The organism is Gemella massiliensis, assembly GCF_900120125.1.
Lineage (GTDB): Bacteria > Bacillota > Bacilli > Staphylococcales > Gemellaceae > Gemella > Gemella massiliensis.
Genome location: NZ_LT635546.1, coordinates 172,309 through 198,063 on the forward strand (window position 1 = coordinate 172,309; position 25,755 = coordinate 198,063).

Here is a 25,755-nt window from a genome sequence, read left to right on the forward strand (position 1 = left end):
TAAATCATTTAAAACATGGGTATTGCGATTTGTATTTGAATAAATACTAAGTAATAAGTTGTTTAATACAAGATATCTCAGGTTATACAGATTCATTTTTTATTTATTAGATAATTTCTTTCTAGCAATTAGACCTAATGCGGATATTAAGCCTAATTCCAGTATAGTGTTTTGAGTTGAGGTTTGTCCTGTATTTGGTAATGTCTTACCTTGCATTAAATTTTTATTTGATAGTAACGATTGTGTTGAATTTCCAAATGTTTCTTTTATCTTTTTATAGTGATGAGTAGTTATACCATTTTTTTCTAAAGTTTCATCAAATGTATATCCTTTTATTTCTCCGGCATCTAATTTTCCGGCTTTCGTCGGTTTTAATTCTTTGCCATTTTCATTCACCCAACGGGTTACTTTTAATTGTGGTTTTTCGGTTATTAAGTCTTTTACATTATCTTTTGGTTTTGTTGTACCTAATTGTTTAGACATATTTGATTTGTCTATTGATTTATCAGGTGTTGATATACTCGGATTGTTATCTTTTATTTTTTTAAAGTGGTGGGTGGTAATACTATCTTCTTTTGTAGTTTTATCAAATGTATATCCTGTTATGTTTCCAGCTTGTAATTCTTCAGAAGATGTTGATTTTATCTCTTTATCATTTTCATCAACCCAACGGGTTACTTTTAACTGCGGTTTATCTGTTGATAAATTTTTCACACCGTCTTGAGGGATAGCTGACGCTTTAGGCGGAGTTGGAGTGTCCGGTTGTTTAGGTTTATTAGGAGTAGGAGTGCTTGGTTTATTATATTTTATTTTTTTAAAGTGGTGGGTGGTAATACCGTCTTCTTTTGTAGTTTTATCAAATGTATATTCTGTTATGTCGCCGGCTTTTAATTCATCAAAATATGTTGATTTTATCTCTTTACCATTTTCATCAACCCAACGAGTTACTTTTAACTGCGGTTTATCTGTTGATAAATTTTTCACACCGTCTTGAGGGATAGCTGACGCTTTAGGCGGAGTTGGAGTGTCTGGTTGTTTAGGTTTATTAGGAGTGCTTGGTTTATTATTCTTTATTTTTTTAAAGTAATGGGTGGTAATACCGTCTTCTTTTGTAGTTTTATCAAATGTATATCCTGTTATGTCGCCGGCTTTTAATTCATCAAAATATGTTGATTTTATCTCTTTACCATTTTCATCAACCCAACGAGTTACTTTTAACTGCGGTTTATCAGTTGATAAGTTTTTTTCACCATTTCGAGGGATAGCTGAACCTTTAGGTGGAGTGGGTGTGTTAGGTTGTTTAGGTTTATTAGGAGTAGGAGTGCTTGGTTTATTATCCTTTATTTTTTAAAAGTGGTGGGTGGTAATACCGTCTTCTTTTGTAGTTTTATCAAATGTATATCCATCTACCATACCTGCATGTAATTCACCTGAAGATGTTGATTTTATCTCTTTACCATTTTCATCAACCCAACGGGTTACTTTTAATTGCGGTTTATCTGTTGATAAATTTTTCACGCCGTCTTGAGGGATAGCTGAACCTTTAGGTGGAGTAGGTGTATTCGGTTGTTTAGGCTCTTTTGGAGTATCAGGTTTTTGTTCTTTATTATCTTCTTTTACTTTAATATTGGCTATATCTTTTTTACCTTGATCTACAACTTTATTTAATATGTCTGAATTTTCTGCTTTATTAATATTTTCAGTAACTTCTTCTGCCTTTTTTTCTAATTCAGCACTTGCTTTATTTTTGCTATCTTCTGTTGATTTCGATTTGTTAATCTCCGATTGTTTATTCGCTAATTCTAAGGTAATATCTGTTGTCGCTACAGTTTTTAATGCTTCCAGATATGTTTTGATTATCTCTTTTTGTGCTTTTTCTGCTTCTTCGGCTGTTTTTATACTTTCTCCTTTAGATGCAATATTATTTATTCTAGCTGTTAGTTCTTCCAATTCTTTTGATATTTTTACTTCTAATTGTGTTTTATCTGCTTCAGATAGATTTTTATTATCTTTAATTGCTTTTAATACTTTTGCTTTAGCATCTCCGATTTTGTTTAAATACAAATCAGCACCAATTGGATTTATTTTTGATAATGCTTTTGTAAATTCTTCTTTTATATTTTTTATACTATTATCTATATTTTTTCCAACTACTTTGTCTATCATTTCATCCGCTTTTTGAACTGCAAAGTCAACAAATTTAATAGCCGCTGTCAATTCTGTTTCTGTTAAGTTTTTATTATTTTTTAATTGCGTTTTTTTATCAGCCATTAATAATCCTATATTTATTTTTTGAATATCTTTAATAAATGTATTTTTAATATCTGTTATTTTTTTCTTAAAGTCTTCTGATTTTTCACCTTTGTTAAGAGCATCAATTTTACCGGTTGCTGATTTTACTTCTTCTTCTACACGTTCTTTAGCTGATTTTTTATCTTCGCTATTTAAACTTTCTTTTGTGTTAATTAATTGCTTTAATTTTTCGGCATCTTCATTAATTTTTTGTTTAGTTTCTTCTTTCAATTTATCTAACTCACCATTGACTTGTAAATCGTACGGTGGTGTCATCTTAGTAGTAGGGATATATGTTGACTGTGCAATAACTTCACCTCCACTAATTGCAATTCCCAGTCCGATTAGGACAGATGCTGCTCCTATTTTATATTTTCGTATTGAAAATTTTTCTTGTTTTTTCATTTTATAATCCTCTTTTTTTAAAAAATTTATAAGGGTATAATACCCTAGAACGTTCTTTATAATACCATATTATTCAATATAATTATACTTAAAATTTTATTTTTATGTTATTATTTAATGTTATATAATTATAAAATGTTTTTACTACAAATTAACTTAAAATCAAATTTAAAGCTGATTTAAAGTGTATTTATTTTAAAATGAAATTTATGTGAACTAATATATTTTTGAAAATTAATTAAATAAATACAAATAAATATTATTTTATATAGATGTGAATAAATATTCACTTTTATTTTTATGTTTATGTTATAATTTTTAAAAAATGTTGTAACTGTTTTCTTTTTTGTTTTCATTTATATTTTAAATTAGTACTGTTAATAATAAACACCCTTTATAAAAACTTAGATAAGCTTTTATAAAGGGGGTTAGGCATGAAAGATGTTCAGGTCATAAAATATAATTTTAAATTTGTTATAAGCAACAGGGGTTATTTTTTATAAAATAGATCTTACTGGATATAAATTATTTTGTGAAAACTAATGAATACCAATCATTTTCAGAAGTTTCCTCTACTAGTTTAAATCCTTTTGCAATCATTTTTTCTAATAATTCATCTTTTTTTTCTTGAATAATACCGGAAGTAATAAAGTAACCATTGTCTTCAAGGAGATTATAAGCATCATCAAGCATAAGTTCTATGATATGAGTAAGTATATTTGCAACTATGATATTATATTTATTGCTTTCTTCGGTAAGAAGGCTTACCTGTTCTACTTTAATACGTTTTTCAAGATTATTTAAAGTGAAATTTTCTTTGGCGACATCAACGGCAAGTTTATCAAGATCAACAGCTTTGATATTACCGTCGGTTAGATAGCTTGTAGCAATACTAAGTATTCCACTTCCTGTGCCGACGTCAATAACGTTATCATGTTTATTAACATATTTTTCAAGATTTTTAATACAAAGTGAAGTAGTTTCATGACTACCAGTTCCGAACGCCATACCGGGATCAATGTTTATTATATACTTATTTTCCGTATTTTTATATTCTTTCCATGTGGGAACAATAACAAATTTTTCTCCAATATTTAGTATATCGAAATAGTCCTTCCATGAATTTTCCCAATCGCTATCCTTGATAATAGCAGTTTCAATCTTAAAAAATTTACCGATATTGATGTTTTTACCAAGTTTAATTAATTCGCTTTTTAATTTATTAAAGTCCTTATTGTCGAAATTCAGTTCATTTATATAACCTCTAATAATAATACCAACATCAGGATAATCTGTTGGATTTAATTCGACAATAGTGCCGAAATCATCGTGTAAATTTTCTTCTAAAGTAGTGGGATCTTCAATAGCAACTCCGGTAGAACCATAATCTAACAAAATTGATTCAATTATTTCGCTTGCTTCATTAGTAGTGTGAATTGTAATTTCAACCCAATTTTTCATGTTGTACCTCTTTCAAGATTTATTACTTTAATCATCTTATAATATTTTTTTATAACATGCAATTAAAAAAGAAAAATCCTATTAAATCAGATGAAATAATAGAATTTATCGCATTATTTTCTTTTTAAATTATAATATCCTAAACTTAAAAAGTAAAAAAGTGCTTCGATACTTGCAATAAAAAAAGTTACCGGTAGGGAAGTGTAGTATGATAATGTTATACCGAGCCAAGTTCCACTTAGGGCGAAAATGATGGAGATAAATATCATTTTCCCAACTTTGTTAGTAACATATCTTGCTGCACTGGCGGGTACTGTAAGAAGAACAAACATCAATAATGCTCCGACTACAGGAACAGTAACACTAGTTGCAATTGATAAGAGAACTAAGAAGAAAATAGAAATAAATTTTCCATTAAGTCCTAGTGCGTTAGCACCAACGGCATCAAACGAATCAAATTTTATTATTCTGTAAAACAGTGATAATAGTATTATTACTGCAATAGCTAATGAAAAAATAAGTTTTACATCAGAGCGAGTAATTGAAACTACGCTACCGAACAGAATGCTGTTAACGTAACTGGTACTTTTGGGAGTTAATGATAAGAAAAGTAAACCTAAACCAAGAAAAATTCCAAGCATAACACTAACCGTCGCCTCACGTCGAAATGCTTTAACGCTGAGATGACCAACAAGATATGACATCGTAATTGTAAAGATAAGTAAGCCGTAGATAGGGTTTATACCTAAAAATACTGCAAAAGCCGCACCGGCAAATCCAACATGAGAAAGGGTATGTGAGATAAATGACATATTTCGAGCCATAACAAAAACACCGATATATCCCGCCATTATCGCAACAATCGTTCCGACAATAAAGGCATTTTGCATAAAATCGTAATTAAACATGGTTTTCGCCCCCTATATAATGTTTACATATTTTAAGTGAATGTTGTTCTTTATTATAATCTTTAATATTCATAAATTTGTAGCCTTCTTCAGAAAGATAAAGGGTTTTATCAACATATCTTTCATCAATCAAAGAAAGTTCATGAGTAATACAAAGGGTTATAATATTTTCTTGTTTTGTAATATTTTTTACCAGTTCCATACACTCGATTTCACTTTGTTTATCCAAATTAGAAGTAAATTCATCAAGGAGTAATAAATTAGGTTTATTAATAAGAGCTTGTGCTAAGAAAACACGTTGTTTTTCGCCCCCGGATAATCTCCCTATAGAACTGTGCCTTTTTGAAAGTGAATTAGTTAAAGATAGTGCAGTTTCGATTTTTTTCTTTTCTTTATTGTTTAGCCATGGGAAAAGTTTTTGTTGTAAAGGAAGTGAAACAAAATCTTCAACAGAAAGGGGTAACTCCTCATCAATTTGTCTAAATTGCGGAACATAGCCTATTGTTGCATTTTCACCGACTAATTTTATATTGGTATCTTTGTTAAGTTTTTCTAAAATATTATTGAGAAGTGTAGTTTTTCCAACACCGTTTTTTCCGACAATAGCGACAACTTCACCGGAGCTACACTTAAAAGAAAGATTGTTTAAAATTTTTTTCTCTCCAATAGAGTAAGAGAGTTCATTAATATTAAGTTCTGCCATAAAACCTCCTATAATTTATTGTGTATTTTTTATTATATATTATTTTACAAATATTTCAGCAATGGTTAGTAGTGGTATGGACGCCTACAACTAACCTAGGTTAATTCTAGAATTTTTAGCATCTATGATGCGTAAAAATTCGTAGAAGTAAGGTATGCAAGGCTACTCTAATCTTTACGAACAAAGTGAGTAAAAGATTAGCTAGTAGCTACTGCCATGGGTCAGCAGTTGACACTAACGCATCATCTGCAACCTATGGTTTTGACGATACTAGTGTCTTTGCATACGTCACTTCTAATATTTATGATGTGCAGATAGCACTCATAAATAAAGAATTGACGCATAAAATTCTCCAAGTAAAATGCTTTTAGCATTTTACTATTACCACTACAAACATTGCTATTAGGTTCGTTGCTGTTCTTAGTGGTGGAATACTGGCTTCACCTGAGATTATAAGCTCAGGTGAACCTTAAGAAATCCACTGCGTACGTTAGCAGTGGGAACTAAGAATTTCCTCGTCACTACATTCCTTGAAATTCAAGTTCCTGTTGCATACTTTACTTCTAAGATTTATTCGTGCTAAAGGCACTCATAAACCTAAGAATTAAAGAGAGTTCTTAAGGTTGCCACACCACTATAGAATCAGCAACAAATAATATTTTGTATATAAATATATAAATTTATTTAAGAATAATTAATATTTATTTTTTGAAATTACATAAGTAAAAAAGAAGAGATACGATTTACAATCTCTTCTTTATATTATACTACATATCTAAACTTTGTGAATAATTAATTTTTCTTTTCATCTTTGTGGTCATCATCATGATCACTGTGATCGTGATGGTCATGATCATGTCCTTCATGAGAGTGACTATGACCTTCGTGGTTATGAGAGTGACCTTCTTCAGCACCTTCTATATGATATGCTTTTTCACCTTTACCTCCATTTAAAATTTCTTCAAGTTTATTATATTGATCTAACATCCACTCGATATAAGTTTTCCCGTCAGGTTGTGTTTCTGTCACATTAAGAATAGGAATATTATTTTCTTCTGCAAGATTGATTAATCCTTCAACAGTTTTGTTGGTAGTTTGGGTGTTATTAATAATTAAAGAAATCTTTTTAGATTTAATTTGTTCTTGGATAGCTTTCAAATCTTTTGGTGACGGATCGTTACCTTCTTCAGTAGCTTTGGCAAGTTTTTTAACTTCATCTGAAACTTTTAATCCCAAGCTATTAACAGAGTAATCGAATACCGGTTCTGTAGTTAAAACATATTTTCCATTCGCTTTTTCTTTTAAAGAATTGATTTTATCTGTTATTTTTGATAATTCTTTTTTGTAAGTGTCTCTATTTTTTTCATAGAAATCTTTATTTTTTGAATCTTTATCTACCAATATTTTTGTTAGTTCATCAGCAACTTTTGCCATTACTTCCGGATTGTACCAGATGTGTTCATTATCGCCGTCTTTAAGACCTAACAATTTTGCACCGTCGACTTTTTTTATATCTTTATTATTATCGGTAAGCTTTTCGAACCAAGAGTCATAACCACCACCATTAAGAATAGCAATTTTAGCATCAGCCACTTTTTTAGCGTCTTGTGCAGTTGGTTCAAAATCGTGTGGATCAACTGAAGCGGAACTGATAATAGAAGAAACTTCTGCTTTATCTCCTGCTATATTTTTAGCAATTTCTGCATAAAAGTTAACAGAAGTTACTATTTTTGTTTTTTCGCCGGAATTAGAACTGTTTGAATTAGTTTTATTAGCACATCCTACCAGTATAAGCGAGAATGCTGCTACAATAGAAAATAATTTTATTAATTTATTCATTTTTTAATACATCTCCTTTATTTCGTAATCATTACGTTCTAATAGATTATAATACAGAAAAATTAAAAAATCAACAGTTAAATCGAAATTATTTTGAAAAAGAAAATGACGAAAAAATGTGTATCATAAGATAAAGCCGAAAGATAAGACAATACTATAATAAAGAAAAACGCTCGATGATAAACGTAAAAAATTGATGTAACAAAGATTGAAAGACTATATGATATTTTATTATTTTTAATAATAATGTGCTATAGAATTTTTTAGGTGATTAAAGTACAATATAGAAATATAAATAATTTATTAGAATAAATGGATATATAGTTTATAGTATAATTACTTAATTTAGGATGTAGCAGGTAAAGAATAATTAATTACAGATTATAGGAGAAAGGTAAGCTGTTTTACAAATAAAGAAAATTTAATTAAAACAAAGAGGGTAGTTTATTTTACAGAAGTTGTTAAAAAACATAGTGCCAACTGTACGGTAAAAAAAGTTTTTTATTCCTGAATTATATATGGAAGATAATTGTATCATTATAGGTGCAGAATTATAAATATTTAGATTAAAAGCAAAGTAATTGACAGAGGTGCTGAGGTTGAAACTATAACAATTACCAATAAGTAGAATGTTTTTTTTAGTTTATCATGTAAAAAGTGTAATTTGTACATTTGTAAATGATGTGAGACAAAAAAGTAAAAAATAAATACCGGATATAATAGAATTACATAGAAGCTAGCTTCTATGTAAACCGTATGAAGCCCCCGACGTAAATTACATTATTTGATTAGATTTGCCAGCTTTAATTCCTTAGAGAACATTTCAGATTTCTAAAACTTATTTGTCAAGGATTTGAAAAAGGCGTAGCCCTTGTCCTTGACAAATAAGTTGTGAAATCTATTATCTAACAAGGAATTAAAGCCGGCATATTTTTATAGACTCTTTCCGTAGCTCTTTTCTTTTTTCAACAGGAGAAAGCCAATTTAAAGTCTGCATAGGAAGACGGTTAGAGCGATATAGATACTTTTTCATCTGAGATATAAGATCATCATACGAAAAGAAAGATAAATGCCTGTAAAAACGTTCATTATCATTTCTATGACTACGTTCAACCTTACCGTTATGTCTAGGAGTTCTAGGTCTAATAAGTTGATGTTTAATGCCAAGATTATTACACAATACATCAAAAGGGTGTATTCGTTTAGTATCTTTAAAATGCGTAAATTCAAAACCATTATCAGTTTGAATTATCTTAGGTTTATACCCAAAATAATCAATAGCCATTTTAACAAATTGAACAGTAGAATATGATGATTGTTCTTTAAAAGGGAAAATAAATCTTTCCCTAGTAGCTTCATCAATGATAGTATATTGATAAAATTTATCTGGAACTTCTCCTACATAACAACGTTTAGGAACATATTTCACATCAAGTTGCCATTTTTTACCAATTTCAGTAGGTGTATCATAAGGTTTAGGTTTATAAGGAATTACTTTTTTCTTAGTATCTTTATAAAAACCTAATTTTCTAAGTACTCTAAATAAAGAACAAGGATGTCTTTTATAACCTTTGTTGAATTTAAGTTTAGCATATAATTCAATCATAGAAATATTAGGGTTACGTTTAATAAGATTTTTAATCCAAGACAATTCTTCAACTGTATGGGCGTTAGGGTGAATAGAATGAGGTCTATGAGACTTATCTATAAGAGACTCTTTAGTACCGTCATATTTTTTATTCCAACGCAAAAGAGAGGCTTTTGATATTTTATAGCGCCTACAAATAAAGCGGATAGAGTTACCATTTCTATAAGTTTTAACTGCAGCTATTCTTGTTTGTAAAGTATGAGGTATATATCGTTGTGTTTTTTCTATATTTTCTGTTATAATAGTTTTCATAAGAGTAAATTCCTTTTTTTGATTTGTAGGTAACTTCATTATACAGGATTTACTCTTCTTTTTTTTATTATATGTCTCACATCTATTGTAACACTACAAGTTTATCATGTAAAAAGTGTAATTATGCTTGATTTTTAATTGACAATACTATATAATTAATAAAGTTGAGTAAAAATTCAACAAAAATAAAACACACGGTATTTGAGTAGCTGCTCGGTGCAGAGATGTTTGCAGTAAGCTTTGAGAATATCGGAGGAAAAACCAAGGAGGAAAATAACTTATGGCAGTTATTTCAATGAAACAATTATTAGAGGCTGGGGTACACTTCGGTCACCAAACAAGAAGATGGAATCCTAAAATGGATAAATACATTTTCACAGAAAGAAACGGTATCTACATTATCGACTTACAAAAAACAGTAAAAAAAGTTGATGAAGCATATGAATTTGTAAAATCAATTGCTGACCAAGGCGGTAAAATGCTATTTGTAGGTACTAAAAAACAAGCACAAGATGCGATTAAAGAAGAAGCTGAAAGAAGCGGACAATACTACATCAATCACCGTTGGTTAGGTGGAACTTTGACTAACTATAAAACAATTAAAGGACGTATTGATAGAATCGCTGAAATTGAAAAAATGGAAGCTGATGGAGTATTTGAAGTTCTTCCTAAAAAAGAAGTTATTGAATTAAGAAAAGAATATGATAAACTAAATAAATTCTTAGGCGGAATTAGAGAAATGAAAGGTATGCCTGATGCACTATTCGTTGTTGATCCTAAAAAAGAACACAACGCAATAGCGGAAGCTAAAAAATTAGGTATTCCTGTAGTCGGTATCGTTGATACAAACTGTGATCCGGATGATGTGGATTACGTAATTCCTGCAAACGATGATGCTATTCGTGCAGTTAAATTGTTAACTTCTAAAATGGCAGATGCTTTCGTAGCTTATAACGAAGGTAATATTGAAGAAACTGAAGAAGCATTCGTTGAAGTTGAAGAAGTAGAAGCAACAGAAGAATAATTTTAAGAATAAAATAATTAAAAAATAACGGAGGCGCTCATAAAAATGGCAACTATTACAGCTAGTTTAGTAAAAGAATTAAGAGAACGTACCGGTGCCGGTATGATGGATTGTAAAAAAGCATTACAGCAAACTGATGGTGATGTTGAAAAAGCAATTGACTATTTAAGAGAAAACGGTATTGCAAAAGCAGCTAAAAAAGCTGATCGTATCGCAGCAGAAGGACTTTCTTATATTGAAGTAAAAGGGAACAAAGCGGTTATTTTAGAAATCAATTCAGAAACTGACTTTGTTGCTAAAAATGAAAAATTTGTAGCATTAGTTAAAAATGTTGCAGATGCAATTTTGACAGCTGAACCAAAAAATTTGGAAGAGGCATTAAAGGTAGAAGCACAAGGTGGAACTGTAGAAGCGGTTATTAACGAAGGTATTGCGACAATTGGTGAGAAACTTTCATTAAGACGTTTTGAAGTGGTAACTAAAACTGATGCAGATGCGTTTGGAGCATATTCTCATATGGGAGGGAAAATCGGAGTTCTTACACTTGTTGAAGGTAGCACTGATGAAACGGCTGCTAAAGATGTAGCGATGCATATCGCCGCTTTGGCACCAAGATATTTAGACGAAAGTGAAGTGCCGGCGGATGTACTTGAACATGAGAAAAAAGTATTAACCGAACAAGCATTAAACGAAGGAAAACCGGCTAATATCGTTGAAAAAATGATTGCCGGTAGAATTAACAAATTCTTAGAAGAAATTACAGTTGTTAAGCAAAAATTCGTTAAAGATGATAGCTTTACTGTCGAAAAATTTGTAGCATCTAAAGGTGGTAAATTAACTAAATTTGTTCGTTATGAAGTAGGAGAAGGTATTGAGAAAAGAGAAGATAACTTTGCTGAAGAAGTAATGAGCCAAGTTAACGCTAGTAAATAAAAGTTCTCTTTAAATAGTTAATTATTAAAAGAGGTCAAGCACACACTGCTTGGTGTGTGCTTTTTTAAAAAGTTGTTAATAGTATTTAAAAATTAATATATTATCTGATGTTTTTAGGAGGATAAAAATGGCTACTAAATATAAAAGAGTTTTATTTAAACTTAGTGGTGAGGCATTAGCCGGCGGAAAAGGATTTGGAATAGATTCCGGTGTTGTAAATAAAATAACATCACAAATCGTAGAAGTTGTAAAACGTGGGGTAGAGGTTGCCATTGTTGTAGGTGGTGGAAATATTTGGCGTGGAAAAACCGGTGAAGAACTGGGAATGGAGCGTGCTACCGCTGATTCTATGGGAATGTTGGCAACTGTAATGAATTCTTTAGCATTACAAGATTCATTAGAACAAAAAGATGTTGATGTGCGTGTGTTAACATCTGTTGAAATGAAAGCGATGGCAGAACCTTATATAAGAAGAAGAGCAATAAGACATCTTGAAAAAGGAAGAGTTGTAATTTTTGCAGCCGGGATTGGAAATCCATATTTTTCAACAGATACAACTGCTGCACTAAGGGCAAAAGAAATCGGAGCAGAAGCTATTTTAATGGGTAAAAACGGTGTCGACGGAGTATATACTGCTGATCCTAAGATAGATAGTAGTGCGACCAAGTATGATAAATTGTCATATATTGATATTATACAAAAAGGGTTGACTATAATGGATTCGACTGCAATTTCATTTTGTATGGATAACCATTTACCAATTATAGTCTTTTCTATTGATGATGCAGATAATATTGTAAGAGTTGTTTCAGAGGATAATTTAGGAACAATAATTAAATAAGAATAGGAGTATACAAATTTATGCCTGAGCAAATTATGATTAACTTAGAAGAAAAAATGGGAAAAGCGATAGCTAGTTTAAGACGAGAATTAGCATCTATTAGAGCTGGGAAGGCTAGTGCATCTGTTTTAGATAGATTGAGTGTTGAGTATTATGGTGTACCGACCCCAATTAATCAAGTAGCAGGTATTTCAGTTCCGGAACCGAAGATGTTAGTAATTTCACCATATGAAAAAACATTATTAGGAGCAATTGAAAAAGCGATTCAAGCATCTGATTTGGGATTAAATCCGGCTAATGATGGTTCTGTTATTCGTATTGTCTTTCCGGCATTGACTGAAGAGCGACGTAAAGAACTTTCAAAACAAGTTGGGAAAGAATCGGAGGGAGCAAAAGTGGCTGTTCGTAATGTTCGACGTGATGCAATGGATGCAATGAAGAAACTGGAAAAAACATCTCAGATTACAGAAGATGATTTAAAAAGTTATTCAGATGATATTCAAAAACAAACTGATAAATTTGTTGCAGAAATTGACAAAATTACAAAAGAAAAACAAGATGAATTGATGAGTGTGTAATTATGGAAATGGAAGAAATTATTGCAAATATTAATTCACTTAATGTTATAAAAAAAGAACGAGAATTAACGGCTGATGAGCTAGAAGAACTTGCAAAATATAGACAGTTATATTTAAAAAATTTTAAAGCTAATATGAGAAATATATTAGATAATACAAGAGTTATAAATGAAAATGGAGAAGATATTACTCCGAAAAAGAAAGGAAAATAAGACATGAATACAACAACAATTATAATTTTAGTAGGGGCTGTATGTTTACTACTGGGTGTTGTAGGAGGTTTCTTCCTAGCAAGACGTAACTTTATGAATTACATGGAGAAAAATCCTCAAATTAATGAAGATATGGTGATGGCTATGATGAGCCAAATGGGTCAAAAACCATCACGTAAAAAAATAAATCAGGTAATGAGCAATATGCAAAAAGCTCAACAACAAGCTAGAAAACAAGGCAAAAAATAATAATTAAAAAAATAGATGCAGTATTAATATATTGACATCTATTTTTTTGTAGTTATATTAGTGTTATATATGATTTCAATATTATTTTCAATTTATAAAATCATTGGAATTAGAGTAGTTTCTTTAACATTAATTTTTGTTATTAGGTATAACAAATTTATTGTTAAAATGATTAGTTATACTGTAATAATCGATGTGATGATGTGGCTACTTTTTAAATTTTAACTGTTTATTATTTTCAGCTTATTAGTTTACAATTACTATTTTTTTAGTTAATATAATATAGTGAAATAGCAAGGAGGTAGTAATGGAACAAAAAAAGATAATTTATAATTCTGATAAGAGTGAACGTATTGATAAATTTTTACAGCAAGAATTAATTGATGTATCAAGAACAAATATTCAAAATTTGATAGTAGATGGATATATAAAGGTAGATGGTAAACCTACTAAAACAAATTTTAAATTAAAAAACGGTAATATAATTACAATTTATTATAAAGAACCTGAAGAGTTAAATGTAGTAAAACAAAATATTCCGGTAGATATTGTTTATGAAGATAATGATTTGATTATAGTAAATAAAGCTAAAGGTATGGTTGTTCACCCGTCACCTGGACATAAAGACGGAACATTAGTTAATGCTCTATTATTTCATAGTAAATTATCAAGTATTAACGGAACTGTAAGACCCGGAATTGTTCACAGAATTGATAAAGATACTTCAGGTTTGTTGGTAGTAGCCAAGAATGATAAAGCACATGTGAAATTATCAGAAATGATAGCTAATAAAGAGGTTAAAAGAAAATATTATGCTTTAGTTCATGGCAGTATTAAACATGATTATGGAACAATAGATGCTCCAATCGCAAGAAATCCAAAAGATCGTAAAGAAATGGCTGTTATAGATGAAGGTAAGCCATCAATAACACATTTTAAAGTAATTGACAGATTTGAAAATTATACACTCGTTGAATGTGAGTTGGAAACGGGTAGAACACATCAAATCAGAGTACATATGAAATATATTAATCATCCGTTAGTAGGTGACTTAGTATATGGACCACGTAAAACATTAAATACAAATGGGCAAGCGCTTCATTCTAAAAGTATTGAATTTAACCACCCTATTACAGATGAAAATCTTCATTTTGAGACGGAAATACCTAAATATTTACTAGATATTATGGATAAATTAGATAAATAGTACACATAATTGAAAAAACTTAGAGAAAAAAGGTTTATTTTTTTCTTAAATTGTAGTATGATATAAGAAGTAAGTAGTTATTCAAGGAGGAAAAATAACATGGTATTAGTACCGGCAAAAGATATGCTTGTGAAAGCGAGAAAAGAAGGATATGCAGTAGGACATTTTAATATTAATAATTTAGAATGGACTAAAGCTATTTTGTTAGCTTGTGAAGAAGCAAAAAGTCCAGTAATCTTGGGAGTGAGTGAAGGTGCTGCAAAATATATGACAGGTTTTAAAACAGTGGCAGCAATGGTTGATGCAATGGTTGAGGCATTAAATATTACCGTACCGGTGGCGTTACATCTTGACCATGGTTCATATGAAGGAACTAAGGCAGCTATTGAAGCTGGATTTAGTTCAGTAATGTTTGATGGATCTCACTATCCATTTGATGAAAATATTGAAAAATCTAAAGAAATGATTGCATTAGCACATGGTAAAGGTTTATCTATCGAATGCGAAGTTGGTTCAATCGGTGGAGAAGAAGATGGTGTTATCGGTGCCGGTGAATTAGCAGATCCACAAGAATGTAAAATAATGGCAGAGTTAGGAATAGATTTCTTAGCAGCCGGAATTGGTAATATTCATGGTAAATATCCGGAAAATTGGGCTGGTTTGAGTTTTGAAACATTGGAAAAAATTTCTAATGTAACCGGTGGTATTCCATTAGTATTACATGGTGGTTCAGGTATCCCAACTGATCAAATTCAAAAAGCAATTTCTTTAGGAGTAGCTAAAGTTAATGTTAATACTGAATGTCAATTGGCGTTTGCTGCAGCGACTAGAGAATATATTGAAGCCGGAAAAGACCTTGCAGGAAAAGGGTTTGATCCACGTAAATTATTAAATCCTGGATTTGAAGCAATCAAAGCTATGGTTCATGAAAAAATCGATATTTTCGGTTCAAGAAATAAAGCGTAAATAAAAAACGGGTTCTATAAAATTTAGGACTGATGATAGGAATTGTGGATTTTAAATCTACAATTCCTTTTTTATCAATGTTTTTAAAAAATAATGAGATTTTTTGTTGATATACAACCAAAAAATCTCATTAAAATTATTTATTATGAGGGCTAAATTTAATATTAACAATTTTTAAGGTATTGATCTAATTCCCAATCTGTAACTTGGGTTCTAAATGAATCCCATTCAATAGATTTAGCTTCAATAAAATTATAAAATATGTGATCACCTAATGCGACTTTCATGGTAGGAGATGAGTTTAGTTCTTTTAAAGCCGTATAAAGTGTAGAAGGTAACTCATTAATACCATTGCTAATTCTTTCATTACGAGTCATAGTGTAAATATTGCTTCTTACTTCATCAACCGGTAGTAAATTGTTTTCAATTCCATCAAGTCCTGCCGCAAGAATTGCAGTCATTGCCAAATAAGGATTAGCAGCCGGATCAACAGAACGAATCTCAATGCGAGTAGATTGTTCTCGTGAAGCCGGAACTCTTACTAACGGAGAACGATTAGAGGTAGACCAAGCGACATAACATGGGGCTTCATAACCCGGCACTAAACGTTTGTATGAATTAACAGTGGGGTTACAAATAGCTGTGAAACTGCGGGAGTGTTTAAGCACTCCGGCTATAAAATTATAGGCGATTTTTGATAAACCATTTTTGCTATCCTTATCGTAAAAGCTATTTTCTCCGTTGTTAAATAACGAAACATTGCAATGCATTCCGGAACCGTTAATGCCAAAAATGGGTTTTGGCATAAAAGTTGCATGTAATCCATGTTTTCTTGCTATTGTTTTTACAATGAGTTTAAATGTTTGAATATTATCACAAGCGGAAATTACATTATCATATTTAAAGTCAATTTCATGTTGCCCCGGTGCAACTTCATGATGGCTGGCTTCAATGTCAAATCCTAAACGTTCAAGTTCAAGAACTATGTCGCGACGAACATTTTCTCCAAGATCAATAGGTGCAAGATCGAAGTAACCACCGTTGTCATTTAGATCGATACTTGGTTCGCCATCTTCTTTTAATCTAAATAAGAAAAATTCCGGTTCAGGACCAAGATTTAAAGTATCGAACCCTAATTTTTTCATTTTAATCAATAGTTTTTTTAAATTACCTCGTGGGTCACCTGCAAAAGGTTTTCCGTCAACAGTATACACATCGCAAATAAATCTTGCTACTTTTCCATATTCACTATCCCATGAAAATACTAAAAAAGTATCAAGATCTGGGTATAGATACATATCGCTTTCTTCTATTCTAACAAAACCTTCTATAGAAGAACCGTCAAACATCATTTTATTATCTAATACTTTATTTATTTGACTAACAGGTACTTCTACATTTTTAATAGTTCCGGTAATATCCGTAAATTGAAGTCTAATGTATTTTACATTTTCTTCTTTTATTTTTTTTAGTATCTCATCTCTCGTCATTGTATTCTCCTTCTCGTTTTATGTAATAAAATTTAACGAAATTATTAAAATTTATTTTTTTTATTATTGTAGAATCTTGATAAATCACCACGACCGATAGAACGTTCTTCACGAGAAAGTCCGTTAGGACCTGCGAAAATATCATTGTGGATAATTTGACGAATTTTATTTGTTTGACTAGAGACTTCTTTTTCGTTAAGTATTTCATCAATAGCTTTTAAATTAAAGCCTTTTGTAAGCAAGTCTTTAATAGTCAGCAGCTTATCTATATCATTAAGCGAAAATAATCTAGTATTTCCTTCAGTTCGTTTAGGTGTAAATAATTTCTTTTCTTCATAATAGCGAATTTGTCTAGCGCTAAGTTGTGTTATTTTAGTTACAACACTAATGGAAAAAACTGGAAGATTTTTCTGAAATTCTTTAAAACCCACTAAGAACACCTCTCTTTTAATGTAGTGAAATATTTTTCTTACGTTATTAATATAACAGAAAACAATTAATAAAGAAAGTATATGTTATATTTTCTCACACAATTCAAGTGAGATATAAACTTTTGATGGCAACTTGTAATATTAAAAAGAGATAACACTCAATATTTGACTTTTTTTGACTTTTGATTTATGATATATGGTATAGTTTATTATAAAAATAAAATAAGTAATTAAAGGAGATTTATATGATTAAACCATTATTTGATAATGTATTATTGAAAAAAATTGAACAAGAACAAGAAACTACCAGTGGAATTGTTTTATCATCAACAGGTGCTGATGAATCAAATATTGGAGAAGTGGTAGCACTTGGGGAGAGTTGTTTATTATCAGCGGTTAATGAGGGTGAATTAACAACCGGAAGTGTTGTAGTTTTTTCAGATGTTTATAAGAAAATAACACATAAAAATGAAGTTTATTATATTGTAAATGAAGAAGAAATATTAGCAGTATTGGAAGACTAAGGAGGTATAAATATGACTAAAGAGATAAAATTTTCAGAAGATGCACGTCAGTCAATGAAACGTGGTGTTGACAAGTTAGCTAATGCAGTAAAAATAACATTAGGTCCTAAAGGGCGCAATGTTGTATTGGATAAAAAATTCGGTTCACCACTTATTACTAATGATGGAGTATCAATTGCAAAAGAAATTGAGTTAGAGGACCCATACGAAAATATGGGGGCAAAACTCGTGGCGGAAGTTGCTAATAAAACAAATGAAATTGCCGGTGATGGAACAACAACAGCGACAATTTTAGCGCAAGCTATGATTACGGAAGGACTTAAAAATGTAACCAGTGGAGCTAATCCTATTGGTATAAGAAAAGGTATGGAGCGTGCTGTTAAGGTTGCAGTGGAAAAATTAAAAGATATTAGTGTGACTGTTGATTCAAAAGATAAGATTGCACAAGTTGGTGCTATTTCAGCTGCTGATGTTGAGGTAGGTAAATTTATTTCAGAAGCTATGGAAAAAGTTGGTAATGACGGTGTAATTACAATAGAAGAATCGCAAGGTTTGGAAACAACGCTGGAAGTAGTAGAGGGAATGCAGTTTGATCGTGGGTATATATCTCCATATATGGTAAGTGATACGGAAAAAATGATTGCAGATTTAGATAATCCTTACATTTTGGTAACTGATAGAAAAATTCACGCAGTACAAGAAATATTACCGGTACTGGAAGAAGTAGTTTCGGCTGCTAAACCATTATTGATTATTGCAGATGATGTAGAGCAAGAAGCCAGTGCAACATTAGTAGTAAACAAGTTACGTGGAACATTTAATGTTGTTGCGGTGAAAGCACCGGGCTTTGGCGAAAGAAGAAAAGCTGTCTTAGAAGATATTGCCATTTTAACAGGGGCAACATTGATAACAGAAGACCTAGGTTTGGAATTAAAAGATGCTAACATTACAATGCTGGGTAGTGCAAATAAAGTAAGAGTGACAAAGGACAATACTGTTATTGTTGATGGTAAAGGTTCTAAAGAAAATATAGAAGCACGTATATTACAAATAAAAGCGTTATATAAAGAATCTACATCAGAGTTTGATCGTGAAAAATTACAAGAACGTTTGGCGAAATTATCAGGTGGAGTAGCTGTAATAAAAGTAGGAGCAGCTACTGAAACAGAATTAAAAGAACGCAAATTACGTATAGAAGATGCTTTAAATTCGACGCGTGCCGCAGTAGAAGAAGGAATAGTTTCCGGTGGTGGAACAGCTTTGGTACAAGTTATTTCCGAAGTAGAAAAATTAGATGCTGTTGGTGATGAATTAACAGGTATCAATATTATTAAAAAATCATTGGAAGCACCGGTTCGTCAAATAGCGGAAAATGCAGGACTTGAGGGTAGTGTTATAGTTGCAAAATTAAAAGAAGTGGAAATCGGAGTTGGATATAATGCTGCTATCGGTGAATGGGTAAATATGATTGAATCCGGAATAGTGGATCCAACGAAAGTTACACGTTCCGCCTTACAAAATGCGGCGAGTGTTTCAAGTTTATTCTTATCAACGGAGGCTGTTGTAGCGGATATAACAAAAGATGAACCACAAGCACCACAGATGCCGATGATGTAGAAAATTTTCAAAACAAAATAGTTGAATAACGTCAAATAATATTATAATATATACTCAATAATATAAAAGGAGATAGAAAACAATGAGAGAAATTACAGATAAAGAATTTTATGAATTATCAAAAACTGATAGTGTAAAACTATTTGATTTTTGGGCACCATGGTGTGGTCCATGTAAAATGTTAGCACCTGTATTAGAGGAAGTATCTAATGAACTAACTAATATTGAATTTTATAAACTTAATGTAGACGAAAATCAAGAAGCTGCTTCAGAATACGGTGTAATGTCAATTCCAACATTACTTATTATGAAAAATGGAGAAGTATTGGCAGAAAAATCTGGATATTTACCAAAAGAAGCATTAAAAGAGTTTCTATCAAAATATTAATATAAGTTAAAAAGGGTGAGCAAAATTGCTCACTCTTTTATATTATAGGGATAAATTCTATATTTATATCAATGGAAGATTTTAAAGTGTTATAAATAAATGAACGTTTTAAAGCATTATTACAAAATTCTATTAATTCGTCATCTTCTATATCAGCATATAAATAAATAATAATTTTACACTTATCTATTTTCGGTTCTTCATTATATCCTTTAACTCCTAAAAGTGTTAGGGGATTTTTTAATATAAAATGAATTTTTCCCTCAATTTCCTCAATTTCAAAATTTTCATGTTGACTTTGATTAACAATACTATGTATTATTCCACCTAAAGTGGCACTTGCAAAATAATTTAAGCTACTTTTATAATCTGCATTAATATCAAAATCTATTTCACTACTAACTTCTATGCAATCATTATTTGTGAAAAGTTTTAAAACTTTATTTTGAGACAAAACACCACGAAAAGAAACGTCATAATTATGAGATTCATAGATATTATTCATAGCGTGACCTTAAGTATTTACTAGCTTCACTTAGGCGTGCCAGTTTTTTATCAATAATATTGACAGTGCTGACCGGTCTGTTAGCGAATGTTGCAAAACCGCAATCAGGATTTAACCAAATTCTTTCTTTTGGAAGAAATTTTAACGCTTCTTCTGCTCTGGTAACAATAGATTCTAAAGATTCTATTTCATCTGTTCTTGGATTCATAACGCCTAATCCTAGTGTACAGTTTTCTTTGATTATTTTACTTTCAAGCAATGAGGATAATTCTCCTGCACGTGGTGTAGAAAATTCTAGTGTAAGTATATTAGGTAAAACTTTTTCAAATAATGGTAGTAGAGGTGTATATGGTCCGGTTAGCAAAATACTTTCATTGCGACTCCAGTTTCCACGACAAACATGTAAAGATACTAAAATTCCTTTTTCTTTTGCATAAGAAACAACATTTTTGATTAAATGGGTAGCAAATTCAAGTTCTTGAGTTGGATCTTTTTTTTCAGATAGTGCAGCACACATAAAAGAGCGTGTTTTTCCCTCGGTAAAAACTACTTCGGTTAATACGGGTTCATCAAATTGAACAATTTCGACACCTTGCAGCACAAGTTCATCAATTTCTTTTTTTAGAACATTTATAATATCTTCTCCCAGATGTTCTTTATTATTATAATGTTGTTTTGATAATGCCGGTAGCCACATAGAACGTGTTATTAAGTATGGTCCGGGGAGTGTTGCTTTTAATGGAGAGGTTGTGAATTTTCTTAAATATTTAATTTCATCAGCAACTAGCGGTTTGTTATAACTGACTTTTCCGGTACAAATAGCATTTTTAATACTAATAGCAGGAACATCAAGAGTTTCTAATATTTGCTCGAATGCTTGTTTGTCTTCAATATAGTCAAACATATCAGCCATACTCATCATTGTAACACCATTTAATTTATTTGCGATAAAGGATACATAGTTATCACGATCAAGTTCACCGCTGGTAATAATATCAATGTTATTTTTTTCTTGTAAATCCACAAAAAATTTAGTTTCTTCATCTAAAAGTTTTTTATAATCTTCTTGTGATAAATTACCTTTGAGAAATTTTCTTTTTGCGGTAAGCAGTTTTTTGCTACGGGGCATACTTCCCAGTAGCGAAGTTGTAAATGATTTAAAATTATTTTCCATGAAATTCACCTAAAAAATCTAAGTATTCATTTGCTTCCGTTAATTGTTTAAAACCGGTTATACGACCCGGAATCCATTCTTTTAAACCTTCCATATCCATCATTTCTTTATGTTTCGGGTTAGTGTAATCCATTTTGTGTAGAACTTCAAGGAATTTTTCAAAACGTACTTTATCCAGCTCCGGACGACCTGAGAAAATACAGTGATCAAAGAAATCTGTTTTATCTAAAATTACAAACTGGTTTTCATCAAGTGTTCCGTCAAGTGTCCATGCTTGATAATTAAAGTCAAGCATCCACGTGGCATCTACTTCACCATTTTTTAATGCAACTGCTGAATCTAATTCACCGCCGACATGATCCCCATGTAATCCTACACCAATATCAAAACGTTTTTCAATATAATCTTTTGAAAATTCCAAACCATTTTTATGTAGGTGATTTATTGGAATAAGACGTGCTTGTGGAGAATCAGTAGCACTAAAGCCTATGGTTTTACCTTTAAGATCTGCTAAACTATTTATACCGCTATCTTTTTTTACAACGATAAATGATTGTCTGTCACGATCAGTATCACGCATAGAACCGTCTAATGCTTTTCCTTTTGTGCGAAGGTGTGCATCTAACCAAGCAAGCGGGGAATTCCAAGCAACATCGATTTCTTCATTAATAAGTGCATCAACTTGTTCTTTGTAATTTTTAAAATAAATGGGTTCAATAGGAAAGTTTTCATCTTCAAAGAATTTAGCGATAATTTCCCAAATAACTGTTACTTTTGGAGCATAGATAACTGCTCCTATTTTTAATTTAGACATATAATTTACCTCATATTTTTATATTTATTTTTTAATCCTTAAGATAAAGATGATTAAAAGTAATTGATCTATTAATATAAATAACGGCGATTTATATAATGTTTGCTTAATCATGTTTTTTGATATTTTTATCAATATATTAATAGTATGCAAGGGAGTAAAAAGCTCTTTACTCCCTTATCTTTCATTTTAATTTTACGGTAATTGTTGACCGGTAATAGCTTTACCTAACCAAAGTGTGAGAACGTCAACACTTGGAGCCATAATGTGACTTGCAAATGAATCTCTTAAGTAACGTTCCATATTACCCATACGATTATAAGCTTTACCACCACCAACACGCATTCCAATTCTTGCCAGTTCAATAGATGCTTCACTAGCAAAAATACGTGCTGATAAAATTTTAGCAAGAGCATCTTCTTCTCCGGCTAGGAAACTACGTACAGCTTCATTTGTTCCTAGGACAGCAACGTTAGTTTGTGAATAGATTTTAGCAAGATGAATTTGAACAGTTTCAATATTGCTTAAAGACTTACCATCAGGATATTTTCTATTGGTAGTATGCTCAACAGCTTCATCTAAAATAGCTTGACAAAGTCCTGTATAAACGGCCGCTAATCCGGTAATAAAGTAAGTAGCAACGATGGTGAATACTTGTTCAACACCGCTACCGGCTTTACCAATACGCCAAGATTTATCCAGTTCCACATCATCAATAACCATTTGACATGATACGTTACCACGCATACCTAAGCCGTGCCAAGTATTAGGTTTAAAGTTTAATCCGTCAGTATTAAGCGGAATTATCCAGTTATCGATTTCTCCTTCTACATCAGATGGAGCAAGAACTAAGTAATAAGATGCTTGTAAAGCAGAGGTAACCATACTTTTAACACCATTGAAAACAACAGTGTTTTCTTTAAAATCAGTTTTTAAATCTGAGATATAGAAGTGAGTTCCGGTACCAAGTTCACTATAAGCTAATGCCAAAAATTTTTCATTTTCTACAACGTCTTTACAGATTTTAGCTTTTAAAGATTCATCAGCATAAGAAAGAATACAATTTAAAGCGACATTGTGCATCATATAACAAAGACCTACAGTAGCACTTGATTTTGCGAAAGCACGACAAGCATCGGCATGTTCCTGCATGTTTTTACCTAAACCGCCAAATTCCTCAGGAATCATTAGTTTAAAATAACCGGCTTTTCCCAGTTCTTCAAAAACTTCTTCAGGAAATCTTTCTTTTTCATCTATTTCTTTTGCAATAGGATCGATATATTTTTTAGCGAACTCTCTTGCCTTATTGTAAAATGTTGTCATATATTTAACCCTCCTAAAATTTGATTAGACAGTAGTGAATGTATATAGAAAATAATTAAAATAAAAGTCAACTATGTCTTATAGAAACCATTATATATAAAAAAAATAAGGTTGTAAACGATTAAATTTTTCTTTTTAAAATAAAGGTTTTAAAATAATTTTTTAATAAAAAAGTAGAGAAAATTAAAAATTAAATAAAATTATAAAAATTATGTTAACTAGATTTTAAATATTGTTATATAAAAATTATAATTTAAAACATAAAAATATTTCTTAATTGAGATTAATTATCAACTATAAAAGATTTGTCAACTTTGGTACAAAAAATAAATAGTAGTTAGAATTATCAGATTATTATTTTTTATTATCAGAGAAAATAAGTAGAAATACTTTACATATTGAATGAATAGTAGTATAATCTAGTACAAAATACGATATTATAAAGAGGGGAAGTGGTTGCATGACAAATCCAAAAATGGAAAGAAAATTGCAAGCAAGACACATTAGTATGATCGCCATAGGTGGTTGTATAGGAACTGGTCTATTTATGGCGAGTGGTGCGGTAGTCAGTAAAGCCGGATCTTACGGAGCGGTATTTACATATGCGTTAATTGGAGTAATTATTTATTTTTTAATGGCTTCAATAGGGGAATTAGCAACATTTTATCCGGTGTCAGGTTCATTTGGATCTTATGCGACTAGATTTATTGACCCGGGGCTTGGCTTTGGTATCGGTTGGCTGTACTGGATTTTATGGATTTTAGTGGCGAGTGTGGATATTATTACACTATCGAAAATTTTACATTATTGGGAATACTTTAGACAATTTTCTACATTTTCTATTTGTATCGTCTTTTTGTTATTACTATATATACTAAACTTAGTTAGTGTTAAAGTTTTTGGAGAAGTAGAATATTGGATAACGATTATAAAAGTAATAACTGTAGTAGTTTTCTTAATAGTCGGAGCAGCAATTATTTTTGGTATATCGGGTAATTCAGAAGCAGGGATTTCTACTTTTATTAAAAATGGAGAAAAAACTTCTTCAGCCGGACTTTTAGGATTATTTGGTGTGTTCTCTACAGCGGCGTTCTCATTTGGAGGAACAGAGGTTGTAGCGGTAACGGCGGGAGAATCTCCCAACCCGAAAGAAACTATGCCTAAAGCGGTTAAACAAGTATTTTGGAGAATTTTAATTTTTTATATTGCAACGATGTTTATTATATCATCAATTGTGTCGGCAGACGATGTTAGGCTGTTGGATACTAACAATGTAACGGCATCACCATTTACTATTGTGTTCCAAAATGTTGGACTATCGGTAGCGGCTGTAGTTATGAATATTGTTATTTTAACATCAGTGCTTTCGGCTGCTAATTCAGGAATGTATGTGTCAAGTAGGCAGTTATTTTCATTAAGTTCCAGCAATTATGGACCTAAAATGTTTAAACAATTAAATTCAAACTCAACACCATCAATAGCACTAACTTTTTCTGCTGTATTTATGATACTTTGTTTTGTGTTTGAACATTATAATCCAAGTGGATATTATATGCTATTGTCAATGGTTGGAATTATTGTTATGCTTATTTGGATTGTTTCTCTTGTTTCTCAAATAAGACTAAGAAAAGCTATTATAAAGCAGGGGAAAAAGGCTGAAGATGTTCTTCCTTATACAGCAAAAACAGGTGTGATAGGATCATATATTGCTCTAACTGTATTTATTTTAATAATAATATTACAATTAGTGGCGGATTATTTAACCGGCGGTTTTTTACAAATGTCATATAATTTGGTTTGCCCGGTTATTTGTCTATTACTTTATATTGGATTTAAACTTGTAACAAAAAGAAAATACGTTAAATTAGAAGAAATGGATATTAATCCATTTGGTGATGAAAAATAGATTTTAAATAATTATAAATATAGAGAAATTTGCTGGTTTGCAAAAAATGTTATAAGTATATGTAA

Annotated in this window: 26 protein-coding genes; 13 read left to right on the plus strand and 13 right to left on the minus strand. The window is 31.0% G+C overall.

Features of this window, described 5'->3' with window-relative positions; genetic code table 11:
• Positions 1–99: 99 nt before the first annotated feature.
• Positions 100–1,179 (minus strand): LPXTG cell wall anchor domain-containing protein, encoded by a 1,080-nt coding sequence (locus tag BQ7358_RS05745; protein WP_371524259.1) that lies wholly within the window; start codon positions 1,177–1,179, stop codon positions 100–102.
• Between BQ7358_RS05745 and BQ7358_RS09070 the strand changes: the two genes are divergently transcribed.
• Complete coding sequence (locus BQ7358_RS09070) at positions 1,091–1,351, plus strand: hypothetical protein (protein ID WP_062173962.1); 261 nt, start codon at positions 1,091–1,093, stop codon at positions 1,349–1,351. The two genes, BQ7358_RS05745 and BQ7358_RS09070, sit on opposite strands and share 89 nt — an antisense overlap.
• On the opposite strand, the gene BQ7358_RS05755 is transcribed toward BQ7358_RS09070, so the two are convergent.
• The 6 genes from BQ7358_RS05755 to BQ7358_RS05780 all read right to left on the minus strand — a co-directional run bounded on the left by BQ7358_RS05755 (position 1,348) and on the right by BQ7358_RS05780 (position 9,508).
• Positions 1,348–2,697 (minus strand): YSIRK-type signal peptide-containing protein, encoded by a 1,350-nt coding sequence (locus BQ7358_RS05755; protein WP_062173960.1) that lies wholly within the window; start codon positions 2,695–2,697, stop codon positions 1,348–1,350. The genes BQ7358_RS09070 and BQ7358_RS05755 overlap by 4 nt on opposite strands.
• A 525-nt stretch (positions 2,698–3,222) precedes the next feature.
• Positions 3,223–4,158, minus strand: a complete 936-nt coding sequence (gene prmA, locus BQ7358_RS05760; protein WP_062173958.1) for a 50S ribosomal protein L11 methyltransferase — start codon at positions 4,156–4,158, stop codon at positions 3,223–3,225.
• Positions 4,159–4,271: 113 nt separating this feature from the next.
• Complete coding sequence (locus BQ7358_RS05765) at positions 4,272–5,066, minus strand: metal ABC transporter permease (RefSeq protein ID WP_062173956.1); 795 nt, start codon at positions 5,064–5,066, stop codon at positions 4,272–4,274.
• Positions 5,059–5,769, minus strand: coding sequence for a metal ABC transporter ATP-binding protein (locus BQ7358_RS05770; RefSeq protein WP_072520323.1), 711 nt, complete (start codon positions 5,767–5,769; stop codon positions 5,059–5,061). Before BQ7358_RS05770 ends, BQ7358_RS05765 begins: the two co-directional genes overlap by 8 nt.
• 792 nt (positions 5,770–6,561) lie before the next feature.
• Positions 6,562–7,608, minus strand: a complete 1,047-nt coding sequence (locus tag BQ7358_RS05775) for a metal ABC transporter solute-binding protein, Zn/Mn family (protein WP_062173951.1) — start codon at positions 7,606–7,608, stop codon at positions 6,562–6,564.
• Positions 7,609–8,524: 916 nt separating this feature from the next.
• Positions 8,525–9,508 carry a DDE-type integrase/transposase/recombinase gene (locus BQ7358_RS05780; protein WP_062174043.1) on the minus strand — a complete coding sequence of 328 codons (984 nt, stop codon included), beginning with the start codon at positions 9,506–9,508 and terminating at the stop codon, positions 8,525–8,527.
• A 280-nt stretch (positions 9,509–9,788) separates the two neighbouring features.
• Between BQ7358_RS05780 and rpsB the strand changes: the two genes are divergently transcribed.
• The 8 genes from rpsB to fba all read left to right on the plus strand — a co-directional run bounded on the left by rpsB (position 9,789) and on the right by fba (position 15,518).
• On the plus strand, positions 9,789–10,532 hold the full coding sequence (rpsB, locus tag BQ7358_RS05785) for a 30S ribosomal protein S2 (RefSeq protein WP_072520324.1): 744 nt from the start codon (positions 9,789–9,791) through the stop codon (positions 10,530–10,532).
• Positions 10,533–10,577: 45 nt separating this feature from the next.
• A complete protein-coding gene (gene tsf / locus BQ7358_RS05790) occupies positions 10,578–11,465 on the plus strand; it encodes a translation elongation factor Ts (protein WP_062173947.1) in 888 nt (295 codons plus the stop codon).
• 127 nt (positions 11,466–11,592) lie between these two features.
• Entirely contained in the window at positions 11,593–12,306 is a 714-nt protein-coding gene (gene pyrH, locus BQ7358_RS05795; RefSeq protein ID WP_062173945.1) for a UMP kinase, read from the plus strand.
• A 20-nt stretch (positions 12,307–12,326) separates the two neighbouring features.
• Positions 12,327–12,884 (plus strand): ribosome recycling factor, encoded by a 558-nt coding sequence (gene frr, locus BQ7358_RS05800; RefSeq protein ID WP_062173943.1) that lies wholly within the window; start codon positions 12,327–12,329, stop codon positions 12,882–12,884.
• A 2-nt stretch (positions 12,885–12,886) separates the two neighbouring features.
• Positions 12,887–13,096 carry a DUF896 domain-containing protein gene (locus BQ7358_RS05805; RefSeq protein WP_062173941.1) on the plus strand — a complete coding sequence of 70 codons (210 nt, stop codon included), beginning with the start codon at positions 12,887–12,889 and terminating at the stop codon, positions 13,094–13,096.
• 3 nt (positions 13,097–13,099) lie between these two features.
• On the plus strand, positions 13,100–13,345 hold the full coding sequence (locus BQ7358_RS05810) for a YneF family protein (RefSeq protein WP_062173939.1): 246 nt from the start codon (positions 13,100–13,102) through the stop codon (positions 13,343–13,345).
• Positions 13,346–13,652: 307 nt separating this feature from the next.
• Entirely contained in the window at positions 13,653–14,552 is a 900-nt protein-coding gene (locus BQ7358_RS05815) for an RluA family pseudouridine synthase (RefSeq protein WP_062173937.1), read from the plus strand.
• Between the two features lie 99 nt (positions 14,553–14,651).
• Positions 14,652–15,518, plus strand: coding sequence for a class II fructose-1,6-bisphosphate aldolase (gene fba / locus BQ7358_RS05820; RefSeq protein WP_021752663.1), 867 nt, complete (start codon positions 14,652–14,654; stop codon positions 15,516–15,518).
• 164 nt (positions 15,519–15,682) lie between these two features.
• Here fba and glnA read toward each other — a convergent pair whose 3' ends face one another.
• Entirely contained in the window at positions 15,683–17,008 is a 1,326-nt protein-coding gene (gene glnA / locus BQ7358_RS05825) for a type I glutamate--ammonia ligase (RefSeq protein WP_072520325.1), read from the minus strand.
• A 44-nt stretch (positions 17,009–17,052) separates the two neighbouring features.
• Positions 17,053–17,439, minus strand: a complete 387-nt coding sequence (locus BQ7358_RS05830) for a MerR family transcriptional regulator (RefSeq protein ID WP_021752661.1) — start codon at positions 17,437–17,439, stop codon at positions 17,053–17,055.
• 245 nt (positions 17,440–17,684) lie between these two features.
• Here BQ7358_RS05830 and BQ7358_RS05835 point away from each other — a divergent pair, with 245 nt between their 5' ends.
• From BQ7358_RS05835 to trxA, 3 genes are all read left to right on the plus strand, one after another.
• Positions 17,685–17,963, plus strand: coding sequence for a GroES family chaperonin (locus BQ7358_RS05835; RefSeq protein WP_062173933.1), 279 nt, complete (start codon positions 17,685–17,687; stop codon positions 17,961–17,963).
• Between the two features lie 12 nt (positions 17,964–17,975).
• Positions 17,976–19,580, plus strand: coding sequence for a chaperonin GroEL (gene groL, locus BQ7358_RS05840; RefSeq protein ID WP_062173931.1), 1,605 nt, complete (start codon positions 17,976–17,978; stop codon positions 19,578–19,580).
• A gap of 82 nt (positions 19,581–19,662) precedes the next feature.
• On the plus strand, positions 19,663–19,968 hold the full coding sequence (gene trxA, locus BQ7358_RS05845) for a thioredoxin (RefSeq protein ID WP_062173929.1): 306 nt from the start codon (positions 19,663–19,665) through the stop codon (positions 19,966–19,968).
• Between the two features lie 37 nt (positions 19,969–20,005).
• On the opposite strand, the gene BQ7358_RS05850 is transcribed toward trxA, so the two are convergent.
• The 4 genes from BQ7358_RS05850 to BQ7358_RS05865 form a co-directional block, all read right to left on the minus strand.
• Positions 20,006–20,473 carry an OsmC family protein gene (locus BQ7358_RS05850; protein ID WP_062173927.1) on the minus strand — a complete coding sequence of 156 codons (468 nt, stop codon included), beginning with the start codon at positions 20,471–20,473 and terminating at the stop codon, positions 20,006–20,008.
• Complete coding sequence (locus BQ7358_RS05855; RefSeq protein WP_062173925.1) at positions 20,466–21,647, minus strand: cobalamin-independent methionine synthase II family protein; 1,182 nt, start codon at positions 21,645–21,647, stop codon at positions 20,466–20,468. The genes BQ7358_RS05850 and BQ7358_RS05855 overlap by 8 nt, the downstream gene beginning before the upstream one ends.
• Positions 21,637–22,461 carry a phosphate/phosphite/phosphonate ABC transporter substrate-binding protein gene (locus BQ7358_RS05860; protein WP_062173923.1) on the minus strand — a complete coding sequence of 275 codons (825 nt, stop codon included), beginning with the start codon at positions 22,459–22,461 and terminating at the stop codon, positions 21,637–21,639. The genes BQ7358_RS05855 and BQ7358_RS05860 overlap by 11 nt, the downstream gene beginning before the upstream one ends.
• Before the next feature lie 195 nt (positions 22,462–22,656).
• Positions 22,657–23,784 carry an acyl-CoA dehydrogenase family protein gene (locus BQ7358_RS05865; RefSeq protein WP_062173921.1) on the minus strand — a complete coding sequence of 376 codons (1,128 nt, stop codon included), beginning with the start codon at positions 23,782–23,784 and terminating at the stop codon, positions 22,657–22,659.
• A 460-nt stretch (positions 23,785–24,244) separates the two neighbouring features.
• Between BQ7358_RS05865 and BQ7358_RS05870 the strand changes: the two genes are divergently transcribed.
• Positions 24,245–25,690, plus strand: a complete 1,446-nt coding sequence (locus tag BQ7358_RS05870; RefSeq protein ID WP_062173918.1) for an amino acid permease — start codon at positions 24,245–24,247, stop codon at positions 25,688–25,690.
• The last annotated feature ends 65 nt before the right edge of the window (positions 25,691–25,755 follow it).

Coding starts and splice junctions, on each gene's coding strand:
- BQ7358_RS05755 (WP_062173960.1), bottom strand. CDS start 2,697: ATGAAAAAACAAGAAAAATTTTCAATACGAAAATATAAAATAGGAGCA.
- prmA (WP_062173958.1), bottom strand. CDS start 4,158: ATGAAAAATTGGGTTGAAATTACAATTCACACTACTAATGAAGCAAGC.
- BQ7358_RS05765 (WP_062173956.1), bottom strand. CDS start 5,066: ATGTTTAATTACGATTTTATGCAAAATGCCTTTATTGTCGGAACGATT.
- BQ7358_RS05770 (WP_072520323.1), bottom strand. CDS start 5,769: ATGGCAGAACTTAATATTAATGAACTCTCTTACTCTATTGGAGAGAAA.
- BQ7358_RS05775 (WP_062173951.1), bottom strand. CDS start 7,608: ATGAATAAATTAATAAAATTATTTTCTATTGTAGCAGCATTCTCGCTT.
- BQ7358_RS05780 (WP_062174043.1), bottom strand. CDS start 9,508: ATGAAAACTATTATAACAGAAAATATAGAAAAAACACAACGATATATA.
- rpsB (WP_072520324.1), top strand. CDS start 9,789: ATGGCAGTTATTTCAATGAAACAATTATTAGAGGCTGGGGTACACTTC.
- tsf (WP_062173947.1), top strand. CDS start 10,578: ATGGCAACTATTACAGCTAGTTTAGTAAAAGAATTAAGAGAACGTACC.
- pyrH (WP_062173945.1), top strand. CDS start 11,593: ATGGCTACTAAATATAAAAGAGTTTTATTTAAACTTAGTGGTGAGGCA.
- frr (WP_062173943.1), top strand. CDS start 12,327: ATGCCTGAGCAAATTATGATTAACTTAGAAGAAAAAATGGGAAAAGCG.
- BQ7358_RS05805 (WP_062173941.1), top strand. CDS start 12,887: ATGGAAATGGAAGAAATTATTGCAAATATTAATTCACTTAATGTTATA.
- BQ7358_RS05810 (WP_062173939.1), top strand. CDS start 13,100: ATGAATACAACAACAATTATAATTTTAGTAGGGGCTGTATGTTTACTA.
- BQ7358_RS05815 (WP_062173937.1), top strand. CDS start 13,653: ATGGAACAAAAAAAGATAATTTATAATTCTGATAAGAGTGAACGTATT.
- fba (WP_021752663.1), top strand. CDS start 14,652: ATGGTATTAGTACCGGCAAAAGATATGCTTGTGAAAGCGAGAAAAGAA.
- glnA (WP_072520325.1), bottom strand. CDS start 17,008: ATGACGAGAGATGAGATACTAAAAAAAATAAAAGAAGAAAATGTAAAA.
- BQ7358_RS05835 (WP_062173933.1), top strand. CDS start 17,685: ATGATTAAACCATTATTTGATAATGTATTATTGAAAAAAATTGAACAA.
- groL (WP_062173931.1), top strand. CDS start 17,976: ATGACTAAAGAGATAAAATTTTCAGAAGATGCACGTCAGTCAATGAAA.
- trxA (WP_062173929.1), top strand. CDS start 19,663: ATGAGAGAAATTACAGATAAAGAATTTTATGAATTATCAAAAACTGAT.
- BQ7358_RS05850 (WP_062173927.1), bottom strand. CDS start 20,473: ATGAATAATATCTATGAATCTCATAATTATGACGTTTCTTTTCGTGGT.
- BQ7358_RS05855 (WP_062173925.1), bottom strand. CDS start 21,647: ATGGAAAATAATTTTAAATCATTTACAACTTCGCTACTGGGAAGTATG.
- BQ7358_RS05860 (WP_062173923.1), bottom strand. CDS start 22,461: ATGTCTAAATTAAAAATAGGAGCAGTTATCTATGCTCCAAAAGTAACA.
- BQ7358_RS05865 (WP_062173921.1), bottom strand. CDS start 23,784: ATGACAACATTTTACAATAAGGCAAGAGAGTTCGCTAAAAAATATATC.
- BQ7358_RS05870 (WP_062173918.1), top strand. CDS start 24,245: ATGACAAATCCAAAAATGGAAAGAAAATTGCAAGCAAGACACATTAGT.